25 protein-coding genes are annotated in these 21208 nt (G+C 37.7%); 13 read left to right on the forward strand and 12 right to left on the reverse strand.

Going from position 1 to position 21208, the window contains the following annotated elements; all coding sequences use genetic code 11:
- Window positions 1-63 precede the first annotated feature (63 nt).
- Window positions 64-1122 (forward strand): tRNA 2-thiouridine(34) synthase MnmA, encoded by a 1059-nt coding sequence (mnmA, locus tag A5482_RS13295; protein ID WP_069790398.1) that lies wholly within the window; start codon window positions 64-66, stop codon window positions 1120-1122.
- 167 nt (window positions 1123-1289) lie between these two features.
- Here the strand turns inward: mnmA and A5482_RS13300 are convergent, their stop codons facing one another.
- Window positions 1290-2585: a homoserine dehydrogenase gene (locus tag A5482_RS13300; RefSeq protein WP_069790397.1), complete on the reverse strand. Its 1296-nt coding sequence runs from the start codon at window positions 2583-2585 to the stop codon at window positions 1290-1292.
- A 220-nt stretch (window positions 2586-2805) separates the two neighbouring features.
- Here A5482_RS13300 and A5482_RS13305 point away from each other — a divergent pair, with 220 nt between their 5' ends.
- Both A5482_RS13305 and A5482_RS13310 read left to right on the forward strand, forming a co-directional pair.
- Entirely contained in the window at window positions 2806-4551 is a 1746-nt protein-coding gene (locus tag A5482_RS13305; protein ID WP_069790396.1) for an ABC transporter ATP-binding protein, read from the forward strand.
- 115 nt (window positions 4552-4666) lie between these two features.
- Complete coding sequence (locus A5482_RS13310) at window positions 4667-5536, forward strand: alpha/beta fold hydrolase (RefSeq protein WP_069790406.1); 870 nt, start codon at window positions 4667-4669, stop codon at window positions 5534-5536.
- On the opposite strand, the gene A5482_RS13315 is transcribed toward A5482_RS13310, so the two are convergent.
- A complete protein-coding gene (locus A5482_RS13315; RefSeq protein ID WP_069790395.1) occupies window positions 5519-7039 on the reverse strand; it encodes a serine/threonine-protein kinase in 1521 nt (506 codons plus the stop codon). The genes A5482_RS13310 and A5482_RS13315 overlap by 18 nt on opposite strands.
- Window positions 7040-7285: 246 nt before the next feature.
- Between A5482_RS13315 and A5482_RS13320 the strand changes: the two genes are divergently transcribed.
- Window positions 7286-8770, forward strand: a complete 1485-nt coding sequence (locus A5482_RS13320) for a tetratricopeptide repeat protein (protein WP_069790394.1) — start codon at window positions 7286-7288, stop codon at window positions 8768-8770.
- Window positions 8771-8916: 146 nt separating this feature from the next.
- A complete protein-coding gene (gene hisIE / locus A5482_RS13325; RefSeq protein WP_369816721.1) occupies window positions 8917-9549 on the forward strand; it encodes a bifunctional phosphoribosyl-AMP cyclohydrolase/phosphoribosyl-ATP diphosphatase HisIE in 633 nt (210 codons plus the stop codon).
- 107 nt (window positions 9550-9656) lie between these two features.
- Here the strand turns inward: hisIE and rlmD are convergent, their stop codons facing one another.
- Window positions 9657-11006 carry a 23S rRNA (uracil(1939)-C(5))-methyltransferase RlmD gene (rlmD, locus tag A5482_RS13330; protein ID WP_083260405.1) on the reverse strand — a complete coding sequence of 450 codons (1350 nt, stop codon included), beginning with the start codon at window positions 11004-11006 and terminating at the stop codon, window positions 9657-9659.
- A gap of 173 nt (window positions 11007-11179) precedes the next feature.
- Here rlmD and A5482_RS13335 point away from each other — a divergent pair, with 173 nt between their 5' ends.
- Entirely contained in the window at window positions 11180-11851 is a 672-nt protein-coding gene (locus A5482_RS13335; RefSeq protein WP_069790392.1) for a HEAT repeat domain-containing protein, read from the forward strand.
- Window positions 11852-11944: 93 nt separating this feature from the next.
- Here A5482_RS13335 and yidD read toward each other — a convergent pair whose 3' ends face one another.
- Window positions 11945-12178 carry a membrane protein insertion efficiency factor YidD gene (gene yidD, locus A5482_RS13340; protein ID WP_069790391.1) on the reverse strand — a complete coding sequence of 78 codons (234 nt, stop codon included), beginning with the start codon at window positions 12176-12178 and terminating at the stop codon, window positions 11945-11947.
- A 1-nt stretch (window position 12179) separates the two neighbouring features.
- Window positions 12180-12656, reverse strand: coding sequence for a CRR6 family NdhI maturation factor (locus A5482_RS13345; RefSeq protein WP_069790390.1), 477 nt, complete (start codon window positions 12654-12656; stop codon window positions 12180-12182).
- Window positions 12657-12892: 236 nt separating this feature from the next.
- Here A5482_RS13345 and A5482_RS13350 point away from each other — a divergent pair, with 236 nt between their 5' ends.
- Window positions 12893-13954 carry a mannose-1-phosphate guanylyltransferase gene (locus tag A5482_RS13350; protein WP_069790389.1) on the forward strand — a complete coding sequence of 354 codons (1062 nt, stop codon included), beginning with the start codon at window positions 12893-12895 and terminating at the stop codon, window positions 13952-13954.
- Between the two features lie 25 nt (window positions 13955-13979).
- Here A5482_RS13350 and A5482_RS13355 read toward each other — a convergent pair whose 3' ends face one another.
- Window positions 13980-14738, reverse strand: a complete 759-nt coding sequence (locus A5482_RS13355) for an alpha/beta fold hydrolase (RefSeq protein WP_069790388.1) — start codon at window positions 14736-14738, stop codon at window positions 13980-13982.
- A 345-nt stretch (window positions 14739-15083) separates the two neighbouring features.
- Here A5482_RS13355 and A5482_RS13360 point away from each other — a divergent pair, with 345 nt between their 5' ends.
- Both A5482_RS13360 and A5482_RS13365 read left to right on the forward strand, forming a co-directional pair.
- Window positions 15084-15263, forward strand: a complete 180-nt coding sequence (locus A5482_RS13360; protein WP_369816719.1) for a hypothetical protein — start codon at window positions 15084-15086, stop codon at window positions 15261-15263.
- 119 nt (window positions 15264-15382) lie between these two features.
- A complete protein-coding gene (locus A5482_RS13365; protein WP_141712669.1) occupies window positions 15383-16141 on the forward strand; it encodes a phosphoadenylyl-sulfate reductase in 759 nt (252 codons plus the stop codon).
- A 101-nt stretch (window positions 16142-16242) separates the two neighbouring features.
- Here the strand turns inward: A5482_RS13365 and A5482_RS13370 are convergent, their stop codons facing one another.
- From A5482_RS13370 to psbZ, 4 genes are all read right to left on the reverse strand, one after another.
- Window positions 16243-16620, reverse strand: coding sequence for a type II toxin-antitoxin system VapC family toxin (locus A5482_RS13370; RefSeq protein ID WP_069790385.1), 378 nt, complete (start codon window positions 16618-16620; stop codon window positions 16243-16245).
- On the reverse strand, window positions 16617-16898 hold the full coding sequence (locus A5482_RS13375; RefSeq protein ID WP_069790384.1) for a type II toxin-antitoxin system Phd/YefM family antitoxin: 282 nt from the start codon (window positions 16896-16898) through the stop codon (window positions 16617-16619). The genes A5482_RS13370 and A5482_RS13375 overlap by 4 nt, the downstream gene beginning before the upstream one ends.
- A 182-nt stretch (window positions 16899-17080) precedes the next feature.
- Complete coding sequence (ribH, locus tag A5482_RS13380) at window positions 17081-17560, reverse strand: 6,7-dimethyl-8-ribityllumazine synthase (protein ID WP_069790383.1); 480 nt, start codon at window positions 17558-17560, stop codon at window positions 17081-17083.
- 137 nt (window positions 17561-17697) lie between these two features.
- The gene (gene psbZ / locus A5482_RS13385; RefSeq protein ID WP_069790382.1) at window positions 17698-17886 is read right to left on the reverse strand and encodes a photosystem II reaction center protein PsbZ; all 189 of its coding nucleotides are present in this window, start codon (window positions 17884-17886) and stop codon (window positions 17698-17700) included.
- Between the two features lie 248 nt (window positions 17887-18134).
- On the opposite strand from psbZ, the gene clpS reads away from it, so the two are divergent.
- From clpS to A5482_RS13400, 3 genes are all read left to right on the forward strand, one after another.
- Window positions 18135-18431: an ATP-dependent Clp protease adapter ClpS gene (clpS, locus tag A5482_RS13390; protein ID WP_369816720.1), complete on the forward strand. Its 297-nt coding sequence runs from the start codon at window positions 18135-18137 to the stop codon at window positions 18429-18431.
- Entirely contained in the window at window positions 18428-18718 is a 291-nt protein-coding gene (locus A5482_RS13395) for a DUF2103 domain-containing protein (RefSeq protein ID WP_069790380.1), read from the forward strand. Before clpS ends, A5482_RS13395 begins: the two co-directional genes overlap by 4 nt.
- A gap of 77 nt (window positions 18719-18795) precedes the next feature.
- Complete coding sequence (locus A5482_RS13400) at window positions 18796-20034, forward strand: LL-diaminopimelate aminotransferase (protein ID WP_069790379.1); 1239 nt, start codon at window positions 18796-18798, stop codon at window positions 20032-20034.
- An 80-nt stretch (window positions 20035-20114) separates the two neighbouring features.
- Here the strand turns inward: A5482_RS13400 and A5482_RS13405 are convergent, their stop codons facing one another.
- Entirely contained in the window at window positions 20115-20342 is a 228-nt protein-coding gene (locus A5482_RS13405; RefSeq protein WP_069790378.1) for a hypothetical protein, read from the reverse strand.
- 155 nt (window positions 20343-20497) lie between these two features.
- On the opposite strand from A5482_RS13405, the gene A5482_RS13410 reads away from it, so the two are divergent.
- Window positions 20498-20872, forward strand: coding sequence for a group I truncated hemoglobin (locus tag A5482_RS13410; protein ID WP_069790377.1), 375 nt, complete (start codon window positions 20498-20500; stop codon window positions 20870-20872).
- Window positions 20873-20924: 52 nt separating this feature from the next.
- On the opposite strand, the gene A5482_RS13415 is transcribed toward A5482_RS13410, so the two are convergent.
- The gene (locus A5482_RS13415) at window positions 20925-21077 is read right to left on the reverse strand and encodes a cupin domain-containing protein (RefSeq protein ID WP_304440886.1); all 153 of its coding nucleotides are present in this window, start codon (window positions 21075-21077) and stop codon (window positions 20925-20927) included.
- Between the last annotated feature and the right edge of the window lie 131 nt (window positions 21078-21208).

A 21208-nucleotide genomic window follows, 5' to 3' on the forward strand; every position in this document is an offset into this window, starting at 1 on the left:
CCATTAGCCATTACCAGTAGCGTTATATTATAAGTAAGAAAGTATTGTTATATTAAAATTATTATGGATAAGGTAGTTGTAGGCTTGTCTGGGGGGGTAGATAGTTCCGTTGCGGCGGCAACCTTACACCATCAAGGCTATCATGTGGAAGGGTTAACCCTATGGCTGATGAAAGGTAAGGGGCAATGTTGCTCAGAGGGCATGGTGGATGCTGCTTCTATATGTGAACAGTTAGAAATTCCCCATCATGTGGTAGATACCCGTGATTTATTTCAAACTCATATTATTGATTATGTAATATCTGGTTATGAGGATGGTGTTACACCTCTTCCTTGTTCCCAGTGTAATCGCACGGTGAAATTTCCGCCCATGTTGGCATATGCAAAGGAAACCCTTGGTATTGATAAAATTGCCACGGGACATTATGCTAGGATTCAGTATGACAGTAAGGGCGATCGCTTTCAACTCCTCAAAGCCGTTGATGATAATAAAGATCAATCCTATTTTCTTTATGACTTAACCCAAGAATTGTTAGCCCATTTAATATTTCCCCTCGGTAATCAGACTAAAACTCAGACAAGGGAAATGGCGAGTAAATTTAACCTGAGTACTGCCGAAAAACCTGAGAGTCAGGATTTATGTTTGATAGAAGCCCATGGCTCGATGAAAGACTTTTTAGACCAATATATCAAACCCAAACAAGGGGAGATAGTCGATCTTAGGGGTAATATTTTAGGAGAACATGATGGAGTACATCACTATACCATCGGGCAGAGAAAAGGCTTAGGGGTCGCTTATTCTGAACCTTTGTACGTAGTGAAGCTAGACACCGTAATGAATCGTGTCATAGTGGCTACCCGTGACGAGGGGGGTAAAAAAGAATGTACTGTTGCTCGTATGAATTGGGTATCCATTGCCCAACCTTCTGCACCCATTCAAGCAGAAGCCAAAATTCGTTATCGTAGCACCCCTGAATCTGTGAATGTAGTACCCTTGGACAATGACAGAGTTAAACTGATATTTCCTGAGCCTCAATTTGGCATTACTCCAGGACAAGCAGCGGTTTTATACCATGGAGATATGCTCTTGGGGGGAGGAATTATTGAGAAGGATAGCGAATAATATGATGGGTAATCAGCTGCTGGTTTAAAAATAATTAATGGTGGGCAATGCCCACTCTAAAAGTCTATATTGGTAAACGTGTTAGGCAAGGGCTAAGGATTGGGCAAGGGGCTAAGGATGGGATGGGGCAAGGGGCTTAAGCCCCTTGTTTAAAAAATTAAACCCTTTTATAAAACTCTGATCATACTGGGTATTTTTTCGATCGCCTCTAACTCTTGTATCTTTTTGATAGCACTACGGAAATTACCTTCCCTCACATTATGGGTGACTACGACAATTTCCGCTAAATTATCTTGAAAACCAATCTGCACCACAGAGGCAAGACTTACCCCAAAATCGCCAAATACAGTACCTAAATGACCTATTACCCCCGGTACATCAGCACAGAGGAAACGGGCATAAAAACGGGTAGAAACATCATCAATGGGTGCAATGCTTGCAGACTGGGAGGGAGAACAACTGAGAAGGGGATCTAAGGAGTGCGCCCCGTGGTTACTTTGTAAGACTCCGACAATGTTGAGAATGTCGGCCACAACAGCGCTAGCGGTAGGTCCTGAACCAGCACCAGGCCCATAAAACATAACTTGTCCGAGGGGTTGTCCTTCCACAAGAATGGCGTTAAATACCCCATTAACGTTGGCTAGGGGATGGGATTTTTCGACGAGGGTGGGATGAACTCTTAGTTCGAGGTTTTCTTGATTTTCTGTGGATTTCTGGGCGATCGCCAATAACTTGATCACATAACCGAGTTTATCGGCATAGTCAATGTCACTGCTGGTAATGGAGGTAATACCTTCACTGTAAACATCCTCCCTTTTAACCTGACGATCAAAGGCAAGGGAAGCTAGGATGGATATTTTATCCGCCGCATCATAACCCTCTACATCGGCAGTGGGATCAGCTTCCGCATAACCAAGGGCTTGAGCCTCTTGTAATACATCTTTGAAATCTGACCCTTTTTCGGTCATTTCCGTGAGGATATAGTTAGTAGTACCGTTGATGATGCCGATGATGGTTTCAAGGCGGTTTGCCCCAAGGGATTGCTTGAGAGGTTCAATGATGGGAATACCACCGCCCACGGCTGCTTCTAATAATACATATACCTTAGCTTGTTTCGCCGCTTCAAAAATTTCTTGACCATAACGGGCGATAACTGCTTTGTTGGCGGTGACAACGTGCTTTCCAGAGGCGATCGCCTTTAAAATAAGACTTCTAGCAGGTTCTAAACCCCCAATCAACTCCACAACAAGATCAATTTCAGGATCGCTAACTATAGATTCTAAATCTGTGGTGAGAACTTCTGGGGCTATGTCAATAGTTCGTTGTTTATCTAAAGATTTGACCCCTATTTTGGCAATAGTAATGTCATTTAGGAGGGGATGTCTTCCTTGGGGATTATATATAATTTCTGCAGTACCAGTTCCGACAGTACCTAGTCCTAATAAACCGATTTTAAACGCCACAATATCTATCCTTCACAATATAATCTGTTGACTTCGCGCCCACCCCGAACAACTTAGCCTTCTGACTCCTCATCATTAGAGGTAAAAACTAAGTTTTAGGAGAGTCACTTCCTTGAGTATTGTAAGCATATTATAGCAACCGAGGCAATAAGTAATGAAGAATTACAGGGGGGAATGTTAAAATGTAAATGACTCTTTACACTATTATTTTTCTTTCCCAATGGCAAACCCCAGACTGAAAATTTTATATTCTTATCTAAAACCCTACAGTAAAATGATGTACTTGGGTATGTTTGCCCTTTTTGCGGTGAATGTAGTCGGGGTCTCCATACCTTGGTTAATTCGTAATATTTTTGATGATTTGCAAGAAAGTTTTACCTTTAATCAATTAATCACTTATGTAATTATATTAGTGATTTTAGCCTGTGTGATGTGGGGTATGAGAATGTATTCCCGCATGATGATATTTGGTATTGGCCGACAGGTAGAATTTGATTTAAAGCAAAGAATTTTTGAACATCTTCTCAAATTGGAGCCTTCTTATTTTAGTACCAACACATCAGGGGATTTGATTAGCCGTGCCACTAGCGATGTAGATAATATTCGCCGTTTGGTGGGGTTTGCTATTTTAAGTTTGGTTAATACTATTTTTGCCTATGGTTTGACTCTCCCTGCTATGTTGTTGATTAACGTTAAATTAACGCTAGTGGCGATCGCCGTTTATCCCCTCATGTTAATCACCGTACAACTGTTTAGTCGTAAACTAGCCCAAGAGCAACTCCATGTCCAAGAAAGTTTATCAGATATTAGCGAGCTAATCCAAGAGGATATGAGCGGTATTGCCCTCATCAAAATTTATGCTCAAGAGGAAAACGAAAGAAGGGCTTTTGGGGAAAAAAATCGTAATTTACTCAAAGCAAATTTGGGGTTAGCGAGAACCAGAAATATCTTATTTCCCGTCATTCAAGGTATCGCCAGTATCAGTTTATTAATGTTACTTTGGTTAGGTACGAGCGATATTAATGCAGGATTAATCACCGTGGGTGACTTTATCGCCCTTATCATTTATGTAGAAAGGTTAGTATTTCCCACCGCCCTCCTGGGTTTTACCATTACCACTTATCAAAGGGGTGAAGTAAGTATCGAGCGTTTAGAAGTTATTTTACAAGCGGAACCAAAAATTCAAACCGATGCCGATGCTGTTTCCATGGATGCGCAAACCATGAGGGGAGACATTGAAGCGGTTAATCTTACTTATACTTATCCAGAGGCTAATTTTTCCGCCCTTGATAACCTCAATTTCAAAATTCAGGGGGGTGAAACCATTGCCATTGTCGGTTTAATCGGCTCTGGAAAATCTACCCTTGCCAATGCTATTCCTCGTCTTTTGGAAATTGAAGAAGGACAGTTATTTATTGATGGGGTTGATATTACTAAAATTAATTTAACAGATTTGCGCAGGGCGATCGCCTATGTACCCCAAGAAAGTTTCCTATTTTCTAGCACCATCCAAGACAACATCTCCTATAGTAACCCCATTGGTGAAATGCCAGAGATTGAATATGCCGCTAAACAGGCTCAAATTCATCCTGAAATCATCACCTTCCCCCAACAATACCAAACCCTAGTAGGAGAGAGAGGTATTACCCTATCAGGAGGGCAACGCCAAAGAAGTTCGTTAGCTAGGGCATTATTTGCCGAATCAAAAATATTAATCTTAGATGATGCCCTTTCCAGTGTTGATAACAAAACCGCCACTCAAATTCTCGAAAATCTGAAACAAGAAGAAGGTAAAACCGTTATCTTTATTACCCACCAACTAGCCGCCGTGCAAAATGCCGATCGCATTTTTGTTATGGATAGGGGGAAAATCGTTCAAACAGGCACTCACCTAGAACTTTTTAACCAAAAAGGATTGTATAAAACCCTCTGGCAACAACATCAACTCAAAGAGATTTTGGCCTAAAAAAATCTCCTTTTTTCCTATGGGAGAGGGTAAATTAGAAAACATCGAGGGAGTTGGCGTTATAAGCCATAGACAATTATTTTCTTTTGTCTCTATCCATTATCAATTATTAACCATGAATATCGGCACAGAAACAGGTTTTATTAAAATCAGAGAATTTGAACACTATTACGAATGGATAAAACAGGGAGATAATAACCCTAAACCCGTAATGGTTTTTATTCATGGATGGGGTGGTTCTTGTCGTTACTGGCGTACTACAGCAAGGGCGATCGCACCTTATTTTGACTGCTTATTATATGATATGAGGGGATTTGGTCAATCTCAGGGAGAAAACCCCCATAATAACCCCCAATCCTACGAATTAGAGGAATATGCCCAAGACTTACTCGCCCTATTAGAAGCCTTTAACCTCGAAAAAGTATATCTCAACTCCCACTCCCTGGGCGCATCTATAGTCACTCTTTTCCTTTCCATGGCACCTGAAAAAGTAGAAAAAGCCATTCTTACTTGTAATGGTATTTTTACTTACAATGCCCTCGCCTTCTTCATTTTTCATCAAGTAGGAGGATATGTAGTTAAATTCCGTTTCAACTGGTTTTTAAAATTTCCCCTCGCCGAAAAATTTTTTATGGCAAGATTTTTACATCGCCCCATTGCCAAAGAAATGAGCATTGCTTTTTTAGAAGACTTCTTGATGGCAGACTACCAAGCTGCCCTGAATACCATCTATACTTCTGTTAGTAAAAAATCCGTAGAAACCATACCCCTAGCCTATAAAAATATTTCTGTACCCACCCTATTAATATCAGGGGAAAAAGATCAAATAATTCCTGCTAATATGGGCAAAGCCGCCGCTCTTCTTAATCCTGAAAATATTAAATATTACTCCATAAAAGCTACTGGACATTTTCCCATGTTAGAAGATAGCGTCACTTATTTAAAAGTAATGGAAGATTTTTTAGAGTTAAATAAACTTTCTTAAAAGTGACAAAATAAGTAATAAGATACTGGTAATAAATACACTTATTAATGCACTAATAGGGGGTAAGATAAATAGAGCTAATAAGGGTAAATTAAACAGGGTAAATAATGAACTATGAAGCAAGGGCATAAAGTAAACTAGAGCCATACTAGCTGCTGCTACAAATAGTAAATCCCATTTTTCGATAACTTTTTTCCAGAGTAAAAGAATTAATAAACCCATTATTCCGCCTAAAACTCCTGTTTGTACTCCTATAGAAAAAGTACCTAATGCACTAGTAATGGCGATCGCCACTAATACCCCCTCAAAAGCCCAAAAACTTACCCCTCTTAGGATAGAAGCTACAGGTAAGGGCGCTCGGGGTTTTTTCTCCTTGACAGGTTTTGGTGGTTTTTCCGCAGATTCAATACCCTGTTTTGTCGGGTTTATAGGCTCAATATTGACAGGTTTTGGTTCTAATGGGGGGGGAGTTTGTTTTGGCGTAGCAGGGGGCTTAATGACAGGCTGAGAGGCAACAGAGGGAACATTCACGGCTCTTTGTCCTTGGGGGTCAATAATTTTAAGAGCATCCGTGGCACTTTGAAACCTTTTTGCGGGGTTATGTTGCAACATTTTCTCTAAAGTCAGCGCGAGGCGATCGCCAACTGTAACATACTTGCGCCACTGCCATGTATTACTATAAGCATCATATAAATCCGTCGTTGGTTTTGCCGTCAAAAGACTAACACAAGTTACCGCCAAAGCATATAAATCCGTAGAAGGAAACACCTGTGCCCCTGCCATTTGCTCAGGGGGTGCAAAACCCATAGAATAGATACCAGTGGATTTTGACTGAGGATTAGGAGTGTGATTCGTTACCATCTTCACCGCCCCAAAATCAAGGAGATAAAGCAATCCTTGACGATTACGCATGATATTTGATGGTTTTATATCACGATGAATCGAGCCATTCTCATGGACAAAGGTTAATATTTTGAGAACTTCTTTTAAAATTTCCGTAATTTCCTGTTCAGAAAAAGCACCCTTTTGTAATAATTCTTGTTCCAAATCTTGCCCATCAATATACTCCTGCACCAAGTAAAAATACTGCTCTTCTCCTTGTTTTTTACCATTAACAGTACCCGGTACAATTAAAGGAAAATAAGCAAATAAATCAGGAATTTGGGGGTGACGATTACCCAAATTATCTAACACAAGGGCTTCCCTATCAAACAATTCCAAAGCCACTGCCAACTCAGCCTCTCCAAAGTCTCCCTCTGGCTGAAACTGCTTCACCACACATTTTCTCATGGTGGGGCTATATCTATCCACCGCCAAGTATGCCGCCCCAAATCCTCCTTTTCCAAGTAATCTTGTCGGTAAATATCTTCCTGCCAAAATCAATGGCATACCGCAACTAATACAATATTTTTGTTGTACTGTTTTTAGTAGAGAGGCATTTTTTAATTCGCCAAAACTATTTATCGGATGTTTACAATAAGGGCGAGTACAGGTGATATTCATGGAATAAAATAGATTTTGTATGGAGAATTCCACTTTTCATTATAATTAGATTTTGCCTACAATAATGATCAATGAATAAAAAAGACACTAATCTTTAAACTGTATCTAAATAAAGTTTATCTGGATAAATACAGGATATTATTTTAATGATTATCTGAGCAGATTATAATTATATAGGTAATAAAAACGTTAAGTAATATCCAGTAATAACAAATAATTGACAAATGGGGTGGTAGTGACAGAAAAATGGATAATAGTTTTATTCTTCAGGAGCAACAAAAAGATTTCTGTCATCGTTTAAAAATAGATTCTCTTTGTGCCTGTCAATCTGATAATTGCTATACAGAAATTGACACAATAAGGAGTTTTCATACTACGACGATTGTTAATAAATTAGAAGTTTTACTTAAGGATAAAAAAAATAATTCTGACTATCATAATGTCTTGTCTAAACATTTTCTTGATAGATTAGGAGAAAATTTTTTACAACATCGTTATCACGATTTAATAGTATCAGAAAAACGTAGTAATAGTTTACAAGTAATTAATAATATTTTTGTAATCCAAGGTAATTCTAATTTTAATATTTTAGTAAAAACTGCCTTAAAAAGTGATGATATTCACTGGTTTCTAACTCAAGAGGAAGTTAATAATTATGAATTAATTGTATTTTTTGTTTCTGTGTATGATTTTCAGTCTGATATAAAAGATTATCCCTTGATATTAGCTGGTTTTTTGCCTCAAGAATATATAAAAAAATATATCACAAAAGATTATATTTCCATTTCTGATTTATTTTACGGTGGAGGTTTAAAAGGATATTTACTCTGGGCAAAGAAAAAACAAATAAGTAAATATACGAGATTAGGTACTTTTCATGATCAAAAAGGGGAGTTTGATTTGGCTATTCATGCTTATAATCAAGCCTTAACTCTTGGGGAAGCTACCCCTAATTTATATTTTTTACGGGGTGTTGCACTATGGAAACAAGGGCATTATCGTCGGGCAATGGATGATTTTTCGGCAGTTATTAAACTTAATTCTAATCATTTTTTAGCCCATCATTGGCGTGGTTTTGCTCATACTTATTTTCAGGAATATGAGTTGGCATTACAAGATTATGAGGAGGAGGTGAGAATTAATCCTGTTAGTTTTTTGGGTTACTATAAACGAGCTTTTATCAAGACACAATTAGGAAATTTTTTAGGGGCTTTAGATGATTATCGAATTTGTATAACAATCAATCCTAGCTTTTTTTTAGCCTATTATAATCGAGGGTTTGTTTACCTGAAGTTAAAGGATTATGAAGATGCTATAGATGATTATTCTCAGGCTTTAGGGCTTAATCCTAATCTATATCAAGCTTATTATAATCTTGGTTATATTCATCAAACTTTGGGGAATCATTCTGAATGTATTACTGCTTATAAAAATTGTCTTCGCTTGAAGCCAGACTATGAAAAACCTTATTTCAATTTAGCTATTTTACAAGCCGATTTGGGTTATTTACAAAAGGCGATCGCCTTGTATGATAAATTATTAACAATAAATCCTAATTTTATTCAAGCCCAATATAACAGAGATGCTTTATTTTTTATTAGGGAAAATGAAGGCAAACTATTAGGAGAATATACAGAGTATAACAAAAATAAAAATAAAAAAATTCCTTATCTTGTAGATATACCAACATATAATTCCTTAATTAAAAACAAAAAAATAAGTGATCAATAAATTACTAAATATTTTTTCTGATACAAAAAATGAACAATTGTTCAGGATTATCTAAGTATATTTTAGAAAAAGAGTAGCGAATTATTTTCTGTTATAATAATAGTTTAATTGCTGATATTTTTAAGACTATGACAACTAACTTATCGATGCCTTTCCAAGAATCAATACCCCTCGATGAAATTGCCTACAACGAAAAAGGATTAGTAGCGGCGATCGCACAGGATCATTTAGATGGTACAGTATTGATGATGGCATGGATGAATAGAGAATCTTTACAAAAAACCCTCCATACTGGGGAAGCATGGTATTGGAGTCGCTCTCGTCAAGAATTATGGCACAAAGGCGCTACCTCTGGACATATTCAAAAAATAAAAGCCATCCGTTATGACTGTGATAGTGACGCTTTACTACTTACCATCGAACAAATTGGCGATGTAGCCTGTCATACAGGGGAAAGAAGTTGTTTTCACCAAGTTGATCATAGCAAATCTGCACCCCCTGCCGATACCCTTACAGAATTATACAAGGTGATTTGCGATCGCAAAAATAACCCCTCAGAAAAATCCTATACCTGTAGCCTATTCCAAGGGGGAGATAATAAAATCCTCAAAAAAATTGGTGAAGAAACCGCCGAAGTAGTCATGGCTTTTAAAGACGACAACCCCGCCGAAATAGCAGGGGAAGTCAGCGATTTGTTGTACCATACCCTCGTCGCCCTCGCCCATCACAATGTTGATATTAGGGAAGTTTATAAAAAACTAGACGAAAGAAGAAAATAATTAGAGTTTCTAAAAAAGTATTTTGATGGGAAAACAAAAGGCAAAGGGGAATAAATTTTTATCTCCCTATTTCCCCATCACCTCATACCTTATCCAGCCCACCCTCATTATTTAAGGGTTAAAATAACAGCGGTTTCCACGTGGGTAGTTTGGGGGAAAAAGTCCGCAGATTTTACCTTCTCAATATGATAATCCCCATTTTCACATAGCAACTTCAAATCTCTGGCAAGGGTGGCAGGATGACAACTAATATAAACTATCTTGGCTGGTTTCATCTTCCCTAAACTTTCTATTACCTCTGGTTGACAACCCTTGCGGGGAGGATCTAAAATCACTACATCCGCAGTAATAGTTAATTCAGGAAAAATCACCTCCGATTTACCCACCACAAATCGGGCATTCTCAATGTCATTGATAGTAGCATTGTGATTAGCTAACTCAATGGCAACTTTATCAAACTCAATACCAATTACATTATTTACTTTTTTGGCAATGGGTAAAGTAAGAGTACCAATACCACAATATAAATCAATTACTGTCTCATTTCCCTGAAAATCGAGGGTATCAATTACCCACTCAAAAAGTGATTCGGCTACATTAGTATTAACTTGGAAAAAAGTTTCCGTGCGTAGAGTAAAAGTCAACCCTGCAAATTCTTCTTTAAGATATAATCGCCCTGCTAATAATTCGGTTTCTTCACCAAAAATCACATTATTAGGTTTAGGATTATAATTCAATGTTACCCCTACTACATTAGGATAACGCTCTAACCATAAAGGGGCTTGTTCTGCTAATTTAAAGTTACTGGGTTTACTGATGACAATGGTAATGAGGATTTCTCCTGTGTTTTTACCGATGCGAAAACAAAGATGGCGGAGGATACCTTTTCTAGTATTTTCATCATAGACAGGAATTCCCAACTCTTGTAAATCTTGTTTAATTTCTGCAAGAAGGGGGTTTAGTCTTTCATCTTGGATAGGGCATTGATTGAGGTTAACTATTTGATGGCTACCTTCTCGGTAATAACCTGCTTTCAGAGTGCCGTTTTGGGATACTCCAAAGGGATAACTAGCTTTGTTACGATAGGCTAATTCTGTATCTGCCAAAATGTCTTCTACTTCAAAATCAGTAAAACCGCCAATACGAGTAAGGGTTTCTTTTACTTGATTTTTTTTTATTTCTAACTGATGTTGATAATCTATATGTTGCCATTTACAACCGCCACATTTATCCGCCACGATGCAACGGGGGCGAATACGATGTTGTGAAGGAGTGATAACTTTTTCTAGTCTTCCTTCTGCATATTTTTTCTTTACTTTTATTAGTTTAGCCGAAATGCGATCGCCCGTAACCGTATGAGGAATAAAAACAACCTGAGAATCAATTTTTCCTACCCCATTACCATCACTACTAACATCTTCTATATCAATCTCTACCAACTCACCTTGTCTAATCATTGAAGCTATTTTTTATCATTACAATACTTTGATCATATCAATAAATGGGGGGTAGGTGTTGAGAGGTGGTAAGCATTATTAATTATCCATTATCAATTCCCTTAGACGGTTTTCCCGATAACGATCATATTTTCTTCAACTATAATTAAAATGTAAAGAAATATTGAGCAAAAATGAGTATAGTTAATTTACAGGAAATATCGGATAACCTAGAAAGTAGTAATTCAAAGGATCGTTTATTGGCACTGGCTTCCCTAAGACAGGTGGATGCCGAGGATGCTGTACCTTTAATTAAAAAAGTCCTTGATGATGAAGTGTTGCCCGTGCGCTCGATGGCTGTATTTGCCTTGGGGGTAAAGAAAACTGAGGAATGTTACCCTATTCTAGTCAAATTATTAGAAAGTGATCCTGATTACGGTATCAGGGCGGATGCGGCAGGCGCTTTAGGCTACCTTAATGACATCAGGGCTTTTGATGCTTTGGTAAGGGCTTTTTATGAAGATACCCAATGGCTAGTAAGGTTTAGTGCAGCGGTATCCTTGGGCAATTTGGGAGATATTCGGGCAAAACAAGTATTATTGGCAGCCCTCAGAAGTGGGGAAACGGTATTACAACAAGCCGCAATTTCCGCTTTAGGAGAAATTAAAGCCGAAGATTGTGTGGGAGACATTTTAGATTTTGCTCAATCGGAAGACTGGTTAATTCGTCAAAGATTGGCTGAATCTTTAGGTAATTTTAATACAGAAAAGAGCATTTCTGCCCTAAAATATTTAGCGAAAGATGCCCATCAACAAGTATCTCAGGCTGCTAATTATTCCTTACAAAAACTAGGAGAAAATAGTTAATTGTTATAGTTTGATTGCTATTATTTTATCTTCGATTTATATTATAAAAAATCTTGCTTTTATGGTCTATTTATTATTTTGAGCAAGATTTTCTCATTTCACATCATGGTCATGGGAACATGGTACAGGGTCATATCCCCCAGGGTGAAAAGGATGACATTTCAAGATCCTTTTTATGGCTAAATAACTCCCCTTAATTGTACCATGAAGGGCGATCGCCTCCAGGGCATAAGCAGAGCAAGTGGGCTGAAAACGACAACTAGGGGGAAACAAAGGGGAAATAAAACCACGATACCCCTTAATAAGTAAAATCAAAAAATGTTTCATCTTAACCAAGAAGGGCAAAAAAGCTATCATCTAAATCATAGCCAAAAATTTGAGCCATGGCCTTTAACCGAGAATTACCAGTCACTCCCTGAGATTTTAACCATTGATGGAGAGTAAAAACCTTACCCATTATAAAAATATCCAACGCCTCAGGATTATATTGTATTCCCTCTGTCCGTTTAAACTCGTGGGGTACAACCATAGCAGTATAACGGGCTAATTCCCCCTCACGCCAATTGAGAAGGATAGGAAACCAAGGATAACGGGCATTGAGGGCAATAAACCAAAGGCGAATTTCAGGAATTTCGGATAACTCCCTAGGGTCATTTTCAGGCAAGGTATAATTGATTTTAAATTGAATTTGTTGCTCAGCGGATAATATACCCTCTCCTTTTTCTAACCCTTCCACAACCTCTGTAACGGCTGATAAATCTAGGGTTTCAATCTGTTGGTTACCGATGGCAATATCAATGGTCATATTTAGTAATTCATAATTGATTCTCTTTCTAATATCAACTGTGAATAGCTCGACTGTCAACAATATATAAATTAACCGATAAAATATAAGGAAAGATAACTTACTACGTAATGTTTTAAATAGCTTTAAGGAGAGATGCTGAAAGCAGAGGGGTGGGGATTTAGGGCGCTAAATGGCAATCTTGTTCACAACTGATTACATTATCAAATTATTCATTAATTTACTTTTTTATAAAAATGAAATCAAAATTTATTCCCGTAATTTTGGCAGGGGGAAAGGGTGAGCGTTTTTGGCCTTTGAGTCGTCGCACTCGCCCCAAGCAGTTTTTATGTCTTGATGGCAGTGGTATCAGTCTTTTACAAGCTACAGCTAACCGTCTTTTGCCTTTGGTGGATGGTTGGGATAATTTGATGGTGATTACTTCGGCTTTGGTGGCGGAGAATGTAAGGCAACAGTTACCTTTATTACCTGAAAAAAATATTTTAGTGGAGCCTGAAGGTAAGGATACCGCCCCCGCTGTGGCTTGGGCTAGTCTTGAGGTACAACGGCTTTTCGGTGATGGTGCGATCGCAGGTTTTTTTCCGGCCGACCATTGGATTAACTCCCCAGAGGGTTTCATCAAAACTATTTTAGCAGGTATCGAGTTTGCCAAAAGCCAAAGTGCGATCGTTACCCTTGGTATTAATCCTAACTATCCTTCTACGGGTTACGGCTATATCCAACAGGGGGAAAAGCAAAGGGAAATAAACGGTTTACCCGTATATAAAGTAACTCGTTTTACGGAAAAACCAGATCAAGAAACCGCCTCTAAATTCATCGCTACGGGAGATTATAGCTGGAATAGTGGGATGTTTATTTTTGAGGTAAGTTTTGTATTACAAGAGTTGGAAAAGTTTGCCCCTCAAATATTGAAACCTCTACGGGAAAAGGGAGAACAGGGATATTTTGAGTTAGAAAAAATTAGCATTGACTATGCTTTAATGGAAAAAACTGCCTCGGCTTATGTGTTACCTGCGGATTTCCCTTGGGATGACTTGGGAGATTGGAATGCCCTAGAAAGGTTGTTATCGAAAACTGATGATAATGTGACTAATACTAATAGTGTTAATTATCAGACTAAAAATTCCATTATTTATAGTAGTCAAAATGATGAAATAATTATGACTATTGGTTTAGAAGATGTGGTCATTGTTCGTGATGGTAATGCTACTTTAGTGGTTAATAAAAATCAAACTCAGGATATTAAAAAAGCATTGAAGTCATTACAAAATCAAAATAATAGTCAAGAGTTTTTATAATGAAATCTTGACATTTAATTACTTATTAATACCTACCTAAATCAAGAATCTTTCTGTCTAATTCAGATTTTAAAATGTTATCTGAGGTGGCACTTAAAAATTTAAGGATTTGTTGCCCTACACATTGGGGAGATAAATAATGAAAAAAATGACTACTTTGATTGATTAAACAGAGATAATCTTCTTTTTTTAGGTAAGGTTGCCATTGTTCCATATCTTGGGGGGAAACAATAGCATCCTCTGAGCTACCGCACACCATTAGGGGTTTATCTATCCCTCCTTTGAGAATGTTTGAGGTTTGGTAAAGAGAATGGGGTGAGAGGGAGTAAAGTAGGGCTTTATCGAGAATATTGATAAAGGCTTTTTGATAGTAATGGTTTTGATAATGAAAGAGATGGTGGGATAGACGGGTTAGGATAATTTCTCGACGACAAGGAAAATTTTTGCGCAAATTGTAATAATACTCTACCCAATCGCTACTGGGGTTTGCCCCTACTCCTAAAAGAGTTAAGGATTTGATTTTTTCTGGATATTTACGGGCATACAATAAACCTAGCACCCCTGCTGTGCTGTGACCAATTAAATGTACTGGTTTTTTGACCATGGTTAAATAATCGTCTAAAAGTGCGATCGCACCTTCTAAGGAACACCCTTCATCCTGATTTTGTTCATATTCCCATTGCCCAATGGACACTTGACGGGATAGGTATTTGATAATGGGTAGGTTAAACCGCTTGAAATAGGTATTTGTATTTAACCATAAAACATCAGGATGCTTGAACATAATTCTCAATTATAATGACAATAGATTTACAATATGAAAAAAGTTTTAAGCAAGATCTTTGATCCTGCCCAAAACAAGTAACCGATTCATCTAGCTTCCTGTTTATTGAAGCTAAACTTAGCTTATCCTATTTAAATCATTACTGCAAGTAATTATCATTAATTGTTAGATGTAAAGCCATGGTTTATTTGAAGTAGAAACAAAAAACCCTAAAACCTTAATTAGTAAACTGCCCCTCAAAACCTCTTGATGAAACTGTGACAATGACTACAATCAAGAAAAGAGATATTAAGTTATATTGTATTTAGGACTAAATATTAATGACGAGAATAGGTATTTATGGCAATGTCAACTATTTCGAGTGGTTTAGGCAAAGATCAAGAAATTTGGAACAATCTTAAAAAGGCGATCGCCAAAAGCTCTGGTTTTAAACAGTGGCAACAAGAGAAGAAATCTAGCCAAGAACAAACTGACGAGCAAGTAAGGGAATATTTACGCTCTACCCTAGAAACCCTTGCCTACTAATAATTTCCTTTTCCCACCATTAGAGAGTGGGATTTTTTTTATTCGGTTGACATATATAAGGTAAGAAACCTAGAATATAATTCATCTATTCAGAAATAAAAAACTTATTTATATATCCTGTGTATCAATTATCTACCGCCAAAGAAACCTTAGATCTAGCATCCGTTAACAGCCATTTAGTTGATTATAGTGCAGAGGCGATCGTTGACTGGGCAAATCAGGAATTTGGGGAACATTTGGTAATGAGTACCAGTTTTGGGATTCAATCCGCAGTGATGTTACACCTTGTCACCCAAGTTGTTCCCAATGTGCCTATCATTTGGATTGACACAGGATATTTACCCAAAGAAACCTACGTCTTCGCCGAAGAATTAACCAACCGATTAAACCTCAACCTAAAAGTATATCAATCAGAAATGAGTCCTGCCAGAATGGAAGCCCTTCATGGTAAACTTTGGCAAGATAAAAGCGTTGAATCTCTAAACTTGTATGATCGCATCAGGAAAGTAGAACCCATGCAAAGAGCCTTAAAAGAACTAAAAGCCGAGGCATGGTTAGCAGGTTTAAGACAAAATCAAACCAAATTCCGTCAACAATTAGAATACGTCAACAAACAAGGGGAACACTACAAGATTTTACCTATTCTGAAATGGAGTTCCCGTGATATTTACGAATATTTAACAAAGCATGATTTACCCTATCATCCCTACTTCGATAAAGGTTACGTATCCGTAGGAGATTGGCATTCTAGCCGTCCATTAAGTGCCACTGATGGAGATGAAAGAGATACCCGTTTCCATGGGGTAAAACAAGAGTGTGGGTTACATTTACCCCTAAGCAACGATGAAGCCCAAAGTCTTGATTCTAGTCAATTGTAAATTAGGGAAATGAGGAAACGATTAGTTTTTGGTTTATTTTACCAACTTTGAACTGTTTAAACCAATAGCCGAGAATTAATAACCCTCCCGAGTTGCAAACATCAACCCATCAATAAACATACATCATAAAGGATAAATTTAGTATCAATAGTTATAATCGTTAATTGTTCTATAAGAGCTTGAGCAATTAACATTCTATCAAAAGGATCTTTGTGGTGTAACGGTAATTCTGTTACGCTTAATCCATGCTCTGCTGTAATATTTAATACAGTAAAATTATTATCATTTAGCTTTTCTAATAAATTATTTGGTACAGATAACTTACCCAAAGACTTTTTTATTGACATTTCCCACACTGTCGCAGAGCTAATAAAGATAATATTTTCAGGATTACTGATAACTGATCTTATTTTGGGAGGTAATCTATTATCATTCCCTAACCACCACAAGAGAATATGAGTGTCTAACAAAAACCTCATTCATCCTCCCCGTAAAACATGGCATTAATTTCAGGTGAATCATCATTAAAATCGTCCGCTATCCAAATTTTTCCATCCCATCCTCCAGGACTGCGTGGTTTTAAACCCTTACTCTTATAATCTGTAGTGACATTTTCATCTGGTGAAGGAAAAGGTAAAACTTTAGCAAATGGTACACCATCACGAGTTAAAGTCACTTCTTCTTGATTGTGAATAGCAGACAATAACTCAGATAAACTATTCTTCAATGAATTGACATCAAAATTCTTGTTTAACATGAGCAAAATTAGAGCTTTGGTATAACTTTAATTATACGAAGACAAAAAATTATGGTACTCACTGACAAATAATATTGAGATTCTGTCGGGTGGGCAATGCCCACCATTTGAAACTTTGAGATAACGTTGGTAATTGACACTCCCACGCCTTAACTACTGTATTTTTGTCGTATTGCCTAGCTTTATTTAAACTGCTTCATCAGAGTAGCCATTTCAATGGCATTCATAGCATAACTCCAACCATGGTTACTCTTAATACCTGCCCTTTCCAAAGCCTGTTGCATGGTGTCGGTGGTTAAAACACCAAAAATAATTGGTACTCCCGTTTGCACAGAAGCCGAAGCAACCCCTTTGGCTACCTCACTAGAAACATAGTCAAAGTGGGGGGTATCTCCTCTGATTACAGCACCTAAACAGATGATGGCATCATATTTTTTTGTTTCTGCCAATTTACGGGAGACGAGGGGAATTTCAAAGCTACCCGGTACCCAAGCATAGTCCACCTGTTCTCCTTCTGGGTTTACATCAATGCCATGTCTTTTTAAACAATCTTGACAGGCGGCTAATAATTTATTGCTGATTAAATCATTAAAACGCCCAATAACCAATGCAAAGCGAAGATTGGGGATGTCTTGGGTAAAATTACCTTCAAAAACTGCCATATTTAAAAATAAAAAGTTACTTATTGCTAGAAAAATAATAGGGCTTATCTAAAAGCCCCTTTTGATCAAAAAAATTGTTGTTTATTCTGTTCAGAAATTCTTGAATAAATGTTAATTTTTGTTAAGAAGTTTTGAACTTATACCACGAAAAAGTTGAGTACGGCGACGGCAACTACTAAGGCTATCCATAAACCAGAGCCGATATAGAGAATAGATTTAGACTGTTCCCAGTTTTGGGGAGAGGCGTAGGCAACGGGTACATAAACAATCATGATAAAGGAAAAAAGAACCAATGCTGTTAAAAGTAATTGGAATATAGCTCCCATGTTTTTTTATCTCCTTGAATATATTTTTTTTACTAAACAAACTTTCTTCAAATAGTTTATGCTAATTTGGGACATTTTGGGAAATAAGCAATGGGCAATAGGCAATGGGCAATGGGTAATGGGCAATGGGTAATGAGTAATCAATTATCCATTATCGTCTGATGTTCACCCAAGAAGTGCTATATAATTATGGGCATAGGCATTAAGTTTGTGTAAAAAATCGATATTAATAACCTTTTATGACTGATATGGTATTAGGAAGTGCTATAGTTACTCCGACGAAGTCTGAACAAACTGTCCGCAAACCTTACCCTCATTACAAGGTTATCGTTTTGGATGATGATTTTAATACCTTTGACCATGTGGCTAGTTGTTTGATGCGTCATATCCCCAAGATGACGGAGGAGTTGGCGTGGAATTTGACTAATCAGGTACATTTTCAAGGTCAGGCGATGGTTTGGGCAGGGCCTTTGGAACAGGCGGAGTTGTATCATCAACAGTTAAGGAGAGAGGGTTTGACCATGGCACCATTGGAGGCATCATGAGTAAGTCGTCGGAAGGACGCATTGTTTGGAATCATTCTACCCATTTGGATGGTTTAATTCCCATTTTAGAAAAGTTAGTGGTTTATGATGGGATTCGCACCATTACCCCTGCGGTTTTGAGTCGTTCGCGCAGTCACATTCCCCATCTGAAATTAAAGGTTTCTGTACCTATTCGGGGGGGGTTTAAGCTCATTGCCCGTCAGGGGAAAAGTGTGCAGGAGGTTTTCATTATTACGGATTTGACTCAGGATGAGTTGGAAGGGGCGATCGCCAATATCCTTTCATAGACAGTAGAATGATTTTTGTCATGGTGGTGGATCTGGGGTGATACTATAGCTTATAGTATCTTTACAATTATTTATATATGGCAAGTATCAACGATAATTATTTAAAATTAAAAGCTGGTTATTTATTCCCCGAAATTGGTAGAAGGGTAAGCGCTTTTGCTCAGGATAACCCCGAGGCAAATATTATTAAGTTGGGCATTGGTGATGTTACCGAACCCTTACCCCAAGCCTGTCGTGATGCGATGAGTAAGGCCATTGAGGATATGGGCGATCGCACTTCATTTAAAGGATATGGCCCTGAACAAGGATACGGCTGGTTAAGGGAAAAAATTGCCCAGAACGATTTTCAGGCTCTTGGGTGTGATGTATCCCCCGAAGAAATCTTCATCTCCGATGGTTCTAAGTGCGACTGTGGTAATATTTTAGACATTTTTGGCAAAAACAACAAAATTGCCGTTACTGACCCCGTATATCCCGTTTACGTGGATACGAATGTAATGGCAGGACACACAGGAGACGCTAACGAGAAGGGAGAATATGAAGGTTTAGTGTATCTTCCCATCAGTGCCGATAATGATTTTACTGCTGAAATTCCCTCCGAGGCAGTGGATTTGATTTATCTTTGTTTCCCCAACAACCCCACGGGCGCCACCGCCACCAAGGAATATTTACAAAAATGGGTGAACTACGCCAGAAAAAATGGCTCTATTATTCTTTTTGATGCTGCCTATGAGGCTTTTATTACTGATCCTAGTTTACCTCGTTCTATCTTTGAAATTGAAGGGGCGAGAGAATGTGCGATCGAATTTCGTTCTTTTTCCAAAAATGCAGGGTTTACAGGAACCCGTTGCGCCTTTACCGTAGTACCCAAAACCCTCAAAGGAAAAGCCAGTGATGGCTCAGAAGTAGAACTATGGAAACTTTGGAATCGTCGTCAATCCACTAAATTTAACGGTGTATCCTACATTGTGCAAAGAGGGGCCGAAGCGGTATATTCCCCCGAAGGAAAAGCCGAAATTAGTGAGTTAGTTAATTTCTACCTCGAAAATGCCAGTATCATTCGCCAAGAGTTAACCAAAGCAGGTTTAACTGTCTATGGTGGTGTAAATGCCCCCTATGTGTGGGTAAAAACCCCCGATGGTTTATCTAGCTGGGATTTCTTTGATAAACTACTCCATAACGTCCATATCGTTGGTACCCCTGGTTCTGGATTTGGGGCAGCTGGGGAAGGTTATTTTCGTCTTAGTGCGTTTAATAGTCGTGAAAATGTCATTGAAGCGATGAAGCGTATCACCACAACTTTTAATTTTGCTTAATTGTTTTTAAACCAGAATAATTGGGGTAAATCTTTTCTTTGGGAAGATTTGCCCTTTTTTAGTTTTTTAAACTACAGTAATTAAGCAACTTGTAAACTTCTTTGGGGCAACACACAAAACAGATTTGATAAGACTCTCAATTCTTCAGGATAGCAAGGTTTGGGATATTCCTCTAACCAAATGGGAGGTACAAGCATAGCATCATATTCTTGTACATAATAGATTTTTCCTCCATTTTGCTTAAATTGAACTGGTGTGCCGGGCTGATATGCTCTAGCTTCTTCCTGTTCCCATGTTGTCCAATTCATAGGATTCTCCTATTGTTACTTCTGTATAAGATTATACCAAATTATAAGAATATGTCAGGATAACTTAACATTTGTTCAGCAAATCTTAAATTTCTTTGACTTTGATCGGTGAGATAGAATAAACATGTAAGTGAAACTTTGACATAATATTAATCATGAAAACTTTATACGAAAAATTAGGCGGAAAAGAAGCTGTAGATACCGCTGTGGATATGTTTTATGAAAAGGTATTAAATGATGAAAGGGTAAAACACTTTTTTGTTAATACTGATATGAAACAGCAAAAAAATCATCAAAAGGCTTTTATGACCTATGCTTTCGGTGGTACTGAGAAGTTCACTGGTCGTAATATGAGGGATGCCCATAAGGATTTAGTGGAGAAAATGGGCTTGACAGATCTTCATTTTGATGCGATCGCCCAAAACCTCGTAGAAACCCTCCACGAGTTGAATGTATCTCAAGAAAACATTGATGAAGTCGTTACCATTGTTGGAGCAGTGGAACATCGTAACGATGTTTTAAACCGTTAATAACAATACTTTAACCTATGTAGCTGAAAGGGTTAAAAGAAAACAAAGGTTATCAGTAAGTAGCACTTAGGGCATGGGGTGCATTACTGGGCATCACCACAAAAACTCCTTTTTCTAACTTAATTTCTTCCCTTTCTAAGGTTAAAATTCCTTTTCCTTCAATAACGTTAACCGTTGCATTACGAGGGGATGTATGTTCAGAAATTTCTGTGCCTTTAGCTAGAAAGAATAGGTTCTATATTATGTTGATTTTGTCAATGTTCGTTCTCATTTGAATTCTTTTACATAGTTTCGTTTTCTTTCGCCTACCTAGCCAACAAGTCAAATTGATATATA

Source organism: Cyanobacterium sp. IPPAS B-1200 (assembly GCF_001747005.2).
GTDB lineage: Bacteria > Cyanobacteriota > Cyanobacteriia > Cyanobacteriales > Cyanobacteriaceae > Cyanobacterium.

Coding starts and splice junctions, on each gene's coding strand:
- hisIE (WP_369816721.1), top strand. CDS start 8,917: ATGCCTTTCCAAGAATCAATACCCCTCGATGAAATTGCCTACAACGAA.
- A5482_RS13370 (WP_069790385.1), bottom strand. CDS start 16,620: ATGAGGTTTTTGTTAGACACTCATATTCTCTTGTGGTGGTTAGGGAAT.
- A5482_RS13395 (WP_069790380.1), top strand. CDS start 18,428: ATGAGTAAGTCGTCGGAAGGACGCATTGTTTGGAATCATTCTACCCAT.
- A5482_RS13345 (WP_069790390.1), bottom strand. CDS start 12,656: ATGACCATTGATATTGCCATCGGTAACCAACAGATTGAAACCCTAGAT.
- A5482_RS13355 (WP_069790388.1), bottom strand. CDS start 14,738: ATGTTCAAGCATCCTGATGTTTTATGGTTAAATACAAATACCTATTTC.
- A5482_RS13350 (WP_069790389.1), top strand. CDS start 12,893: ATGAAATCAAAATTTATTCCCGTAATTTTGGCAGGGGGAAAGGGTGAG.
- A5482_RS13375 (WP_069790384.1), bottom strand. CDS start 16,898: ATGTTAAACAAGAATTTTGATGTCAATTCATTGAAGAATAGTTTATCT.
- mnmA (WP_069790398.1), top strand. CDS start 64: ATGGATAAGGTAGTTGTAGGCTTGTCTGGGGGGGTAGATAGTTCCGTT.
- A5482_RS13310 (WP_069790406.1), top strand. CDS start 4,667: ATGAATATCGGCACAGAAACAGGTTTTATTAAAATCAGAGAATTTGAA.
- A5482_RS13410 (WP_069790377.1), top strand. CDS start 20,498: ATGAAAACTTTATACGAAAAATTAGGCGGAAAAGAAGCTGTAGATACC.
- A5482_RS13360 (WP_369816719.1), top strand. CDS start 15,084: ATGTCAACTATTTCGAGTGGTTTAGGCAAAGATCAAGAAATTTGGAAC.
- A5482_RS13335 (WP_069790392.1), top strand. CDS start 11,180: ATGAGTATAGTTAATTTACAGGAAATATCGGATAACCTAGAAAGTAGT.
- A5482_RS13400 (WP_069790379.1), top strand. CDS start 18,796: ATGGCAAGTATCAACGATAATTATTTAAAATTAAAAGCTGGTTATTTA.
- clpS (WP_369816720.1), top strand. CDS start 18,135: ATGGTATTAGGAAGTGCTATAGTTACTCCGACGAAGTCTGAACAAACT.
- psbZ (WP_069790382.1), bottom strand. CDS start 17,886: ATGGGAGCTATATTCCAATTACTTTTAACAGCATTGGTTCTTTTTTCC.
- A5482_RS13315 (WP_069790395.1), bottom strand. CDS start 7,039: ATGAATATCACCTGTACTCGCCCTTATTGTAAACATCCGATAAATAGT.
- A5482_RS13405 (WP_069790378.1), bottom strand. CDS start 20,342: ATGAATTGGACAACATGGGAACAGGAAGAAGCTAGAGCATATCAGCCC.
- yidD (WP_069790391.1), bottom strand. CDS start 12,178: ATGAAACATTTTTTGATTTTACTTATTAAGGGGTATCGTGGTTTTATT.
- rlmD (WP_083260405.1), bottom strand. CDS start 11,006: ATGATTAGACAAGGTGAGTTGGTAGAGATTGATATAGAAGATGTTAGT.
- A5482_RS13305 (WP_069790396.1), top strand. CDS start 2,806: ATGGCAAACCCCAGACTGAAAATTTTATATTCTTATCTAAAACCCTAC.
- ribH (WP_069790383.1), bottom strand. CDS start 17,560: ATGGCAGTTTTTGAAGGTAATTTTACCCAAGACATCCCCAATCTTCGC.
- A5482_RS13320 (WP_069790394.1), top strand. CDS start 7,286: ATGGATAATAGTTTTATTCTTCAGGAGCAACAAAAAGATTTCTGTCAT.